The sequence below is a fragment of the Mesorhizobium sp. M7A.F.Ca.US.005.03.2.1 genome (genome assembly GCF_003997795.1).
GTDB classification, from domain to species: Bacteria; Pseudomonadota; Alphaproteobacteria; order Rhizobiales; family Rhizobiaceae; genus Mesorhizobium; species Mesorhizobium ciceri.
The window spans coordinates 1-4,638 of record NZ_RZRP01000510.1; the positions used below are offsets into that span (position 1 = coordinate 1).

The following is a 4,638-nucleotide window of genomic DNA, read 5'->3' on the forward strand; positions in this document are numbered from 1 at the left end:
CCTGCAGGGCAATGACATCCGGATCGATTTCGCGGATGACGCGGATGGTCCGGTCCGGATCGAACTTCCTGTCGACGCCGATGCATTTGTGGACATTGTAGGAGGCAACCAGCGTGCCGGTGGTGGCTGTCGTCTTGAGTGCGGCGGCGTTAGCTTTCTGCATCCGGCGGTCACGAAGGGACAGAAGCATGCTTGCCGGGAGGCTGCGTCCAATTCTGTGCATCTGTGCTGCTCGTTCTCGCTGGCTTCAATTCAGAAGCCGGATACAGTCAAAATAGGCAATTTCGGCGTATGTTCCATGACAGACGAGTTCCTCAAGCGCGCCTCCGCCTTAGAGATAGGGTGAACCGAGCCACAATGCCCGGTCGAACAGCCTGATAAGGAACGGCCGGGCTCGCAAGGCTTCCAGCGTTACCGGCACGGCGGAGGCAATCGCCGACCCGATCCGCGCCTCGATCTCGCTGGCAAAGCCGGCATCGAGCACCTCCAAGTCGATCTCGAAATTGAGCCGCAGCGATCGGGCGTCAAGATTGGAAGATCCGACATAGGCCCACGCGCCGTCGATCGAAAGCAGCTTCGAATGGTCGAATGGTCCCTCGGTTCGCCAGACACGGCAATAGTGTTTGAGCACCTGATCGAACTGCGCCATCATCGCGCGGTCGACGAGGAAGAGATTGTTCACCGCCGGCACCACGATGTCGATTTCGACCCCGCGCCTGCCGGCGGTGATCAGGGCGCTGATCAGTTCCCGATCCGGCAGGAAATAGGGCGACATCACGCGTATGGACTTGCGGGCGACCGAGAACGCACCGATCAGCAGCTTGTGGTTGGTCTCGTTGCTGGCATCCGGGCCGGAAGCGACTGCCCGCACCATCATCGGTGCGCCTGGCGATGGCGACAGCGGGGCAATGCGCCAGGCGTCGCCCTTCAGCGCCTCGTTGGTGGCGAAGCGCCAGTCTTCGGCGGCGACCGAAAAGAGGTCGGCGACGATCGGGCCGGTCACCCGGAAATGTGTGTCCCTGGCGCTGTTGGAGCCGGCGAATTCGGCGGAGAAGCCTTTTCGGATGTTCATGCCGCCGGTGAAGGCGGCGATGCCGTCCACCACCAGGATCTTCCGGTGGGTCCTCAGATTGGCGTAGGGCAGGCGCAGGCCCATGACGATGTTGCCGTTGAAGACGTCGGCGGGGATGTTGGCCTCGCGCAAATGCCCCAGGATGCTCGGCACCGAGTAGCGGGCGCCGACGGCATCGATCAGCACGCGGACGGTGACGCCGCGCCGGACGGCGCCGGCCAGCGCCTCGACGAAGAGCAGGCCGACGGCGTCATTGTCGAAAATATAGGTCTCGAGCAGGACGCTGCGCTCGGCGCCGTCGATTGCCGCGCACATGGCGGCATAGGCCTCGTCGCCGGTCTCCAGCACATCGATTGCGTTTCCAGGGTTGAGCGCGCGCCGCGCCACCCTGTCGCCGAGTGTCCGCAAGCCCGTGAACCGTTGCCCGTATCGCTCGACGATCAGGGCCTCTTCGACAGCGACGTCGCGCTCATGCTTGGCGGACACCACGCCGTCGGCAAACGGGCGCTGGGCGGTGATCGTGGCACGGCGGATGCGATTGATGCCGGCGACGGCGTAGATCAGCACGCCGAGGATCGGGGACAGCACCATCACGCCGACCCAGCCGGTGGCGGCGCGCACATCTTCCTTGGTCATGACGGCATGGACGATGCCGACCGTCGCCATCACCACGGAGATGATCGCCAGAATTTGCGGCCAGTGAGTCGCCAGGGTCGCCAACATGCCGAGACTATCCAGCGAGCGGTTGCAGAAGGCAATGCGGCCGGTCCTGCCGCGCATTCGCCGGATGGTGGCATGCGGCCCTGGCCGAAGGTTTCGACCAGCCGCAGAGATTGATGGGTAGAAGCTTCCCGACGGACCCTGTTCAGAAGGACAAACCTGACCTAGCGGAAGCATAGAGCCTGGCATCATCCTGTTCTGCTCAGAGCCTCCGAAGCCTCTTATGCTTTGGTGCGACCTCTATTGTATATCAGGATGAATGAACTTAATGATATGAACACTTTGATTGATGGCGAGGGGGGCGCCTAACGATGAAATTCAACTTCGATGAACCTCCCGGCGATGACGTAGTTGCCGACACGTCGGCAGAATGCCAACGCCAATTGCTGCCTCTCGTCCGCGAGATCGTCCAGGCGGCCGTCGCTGCCGGATGGAGCGAGGAGGACGTTCTTCTGGGGTTTGTCGAACTTGCATGGGATTTGTATGAGAATCGTCGCGACGATCTGCAATGACCGGTAGCCAATCTGGTAGCTCTGCATTGCTGGCTGTGTCGCGGCTTTTGCGTCGGCAGCTTTTCGCGATAGGAATTTTTTCTTGACACGGTGATCTCAGCTAAGGTATATATTCGTGCATGGTGCTGATTTGCGCCAGTGACCCGCCGAGCAGGCGGGTTTTTCGTTTGATGCTCCGTCAGCCAATGCGCCGAAGGGTCCAAAGGGACCTGTTGACCCGTAGTCGCGACCTAAAGGCCTGGGTTCCTCGCCCCGAGGGGCTTTTATCCCGAACAAAATTTTTTGTTTGCGTACGGATGTTATTCACTATCCGCAGCATGTGCGTTACGTTGGATCCGGGTCGGGCTAAGGGGGATTTCAGGCGGCAGACAAGCGGCTGAGGCCAGGCAATGGAAAATGCGGACGATGCTCGGGAAAGCGGCAATTCCCAGGGCGTCAATCGAGAACGGACAGCTCGATATGTCCTGGACATAATTCCTGAAAGCGCAGGCCCCTGGAGGGCCACCGCGGCGCGGAGTGTCATAGACTCAGCCCGCGATCCCGTCTCGCAGACATTCCCGGCCAAAGAGCATTCCACTGGAATTGCGCTGCGGCCCGCACGCCGATCGAGAGCCTTGCTCGGCAGCGACCGGATCACGCGGTACGATACGCCGACCGGATGTCGCGTCGTCAATCCGGCGGGTGTGGACAGCAAGCCGGCCTGGTCCCTGACCCGGGAGAACGCCGTCGTTTCCATCGCTCCCGAAGCGCTGGCGCAATTGGCCGTGCATGAATGCGATCTCGCCGAACTCGATCCGCCTGCTTTCGGCACGGTCGACCCGGCCGATCTGCTGCGCACCCACCCAGGCCGCAACAGGCGCCTTGCGGCGTTTTCCAGAATACATCTTGCTGCAAATCCGCCCCAAGCTCCGCAGGAATCGTCTGGAATGTCATGCAGTCCGCGCGTTGTACGCCGTCCGGCCGGAACGCTCTCATGAATGGGGTTGGCGATGCCGGTCGGCTTCGATCAATCACGAATTGTTTTTCAGGGGAACGCGGAAGGAAGCCTAGGGTTGAACCTCATCCGGGACGAATCAGGAGGCCAAGAAATGCCGGGTGAGGATGGTGTCCCCGGACCGGTTTCCGGACCCAATTCGCGACAACCGACGCTCAACGCAAAAGGCGGGCTTTCCGTCCGCGCCGCGAGCCGCGTGCGGCAATTCCTGGACGAGAACTTTACGCGCAAGCTGGCGCTTGCCGAGATGGCTGCGGTTTGCGGTCTTTCACCCTATCATTTTGTGCGGGCTTTCTCGAGGACGTTCGGGATGCCGCCGCATCAGTACGTCCTCGGTCTGCGGCTGGATTTCGCTGAAAGGTTGCTTGCCGACAGCGGCATGACGATCGCCGACATCGCTCACTCCAGCGGATTTTCGAGCCAGAGCCATTTTACCACCGTGATGAAGAAATACCGGCAGATGACGCCGCTGCAGGCGCGGATGGGAAAGCTTAGCGCCAAGTTTAGATGAGACGGCGCTTAGGGAGTTGCTTTATTACTTGATTCTAAAGCATTGGCAGGGGTAACGAGCCGTTAACCTATGCCGGTTTGCTCGCCTCTTTTCTCACAAGACAGCAATATCGTGAAATACCGCACGCAGGAATCATGTCTTCCTGCGATGGAGCGGAATTGTCAGACATTTCGTGCCGGCCAGCGGAGAGGGACCATGACCGACAACCAGATTTCGAACGGCCAGATTTCGAGCGGTTCGTTTGTTCGGCGTCGCACAGCGCATTTCGCGGGGCAGTGGATCGCGGGGGCCGATCATGGTTCGCGCTCGGTTCGCCGCCGCCTGATGGCCGTGCTGCGCATGGCGCATCGTGCGCTTGGTATGGGGCGCAGGCGTCTGGGGCTGGGAACGCTGGGGGTCGGCGGCAGCGTGCGTTCGGCCTTGGCCTCCTCCGTCAGCCTGGCGAGCATCGTCGGCGGCCTGGCGGCGATCGCCGCGCTCAGCCTCGCCACGCCGGCCCAGGCACAATACCAGGCCGGCGGCGGGTCCGCGACAGGCGGCAACGCCGTCGCCATCGGTAACGGTGCCACGACGAATGGCAACAACGCCGTAGCGTTGGGCACCTCCAACAGTGCAACGGGCGACGCTTCGATCGCCATCGGCTATTCGATGAGTGTCAATGGCCTGAACGCCATCGGCATAGGTGTCTTTGCAAGCGCGACCGGCATTAACGCGCTCGCTGTGGGCGGAAACGCCCATGCTAACGCCGGCGGGGCAAGCGCCTTTGGCGTCAACAGCACCGCAAATGGGGCGAACGCGACTGCCATCGGCTCCACGGCTACTGCTGGCG

At 61.6% G+C, this 4,638-nt stretch carries 4 protein-coding genes and 2 pseudogenes; 4 read left to right on the forward strand and 2 right to left on the reverse strand.

Annotated features, from left to right (window positions below; all coding sequences use genetic code 11):
* Nucleotides 1-223 (reverse strand): annotated as a pseudogene (locus tag EN991_RS41075) (EEP domain-containing protein); the annotation flags it as partial.
* 108 nt (nt 224-331) lie between these two features.
* Nucleotides 332-1,795, reverse strand: coding sequence for a phosphatidylserine/phosphatidylglycerophosphate/cardiolipin synthase family protein (locus EN991_RS24280; RefSeq protein ID WP_127366090.1), 1,464 nt, complete (start codon nt 1,793-1,795; stop codon nt 332-334).
* Nucleotides 1,796-2,103: 308 nt separating this feature from the next.
* On the opposite strand from EN991_RS24280, the gene EN991_RS24285 reads away from it, so the two are divergent.
* The 4 genes and pseudogenes from EN991_RS24285 to EN991_RS24300 all read left to right on the forward strand — a co-directional run.
* The gene (locus EN991_RS24285; RefSeq protein WP_013529836.1) at nt 2,104-2,304 is read left to right on the forward strand and encodes a hypothetical protein; all 201 of its coding nucleotides are present in this window, start codon (nt 2,104-2,106) and stop codon (nt 2,302-2,304) included.
* Nucleotides 2,305-2,918: 614 nt separating this feature from the next.
* Nucleotides 2,919-3,281, forward strand: coding sequence for a hypothetical protein (locus EN991_RS40360; protein ID WP_206519241.1), 363 nt, complete (start codon nt 2,919-2,921; stop codon nt 3,279-3,281).
* Nucleotides 3,282-3,293: 12 nt separating this feature from the next.
* The gene (locus tag EN991_RS24295) at nt 3,294-3,809 is read left to right on the forward strand and encodes an AraC family transcriptional regulator (protein ID WP_064995671.1); all 516 of its coding nucleotides are present in this window, start codon (nt 3,294-3,296) and stop codon (nt 3,807-3,809) included.
* Nucleotides 3,810-4,004: 195 nt separating this feature from the next.
* Nucleotides 4,005-4,638: pseudogene (locus EN991_RS24300) on the forward strand (calcium-binding protein); the annotation flags it as partial.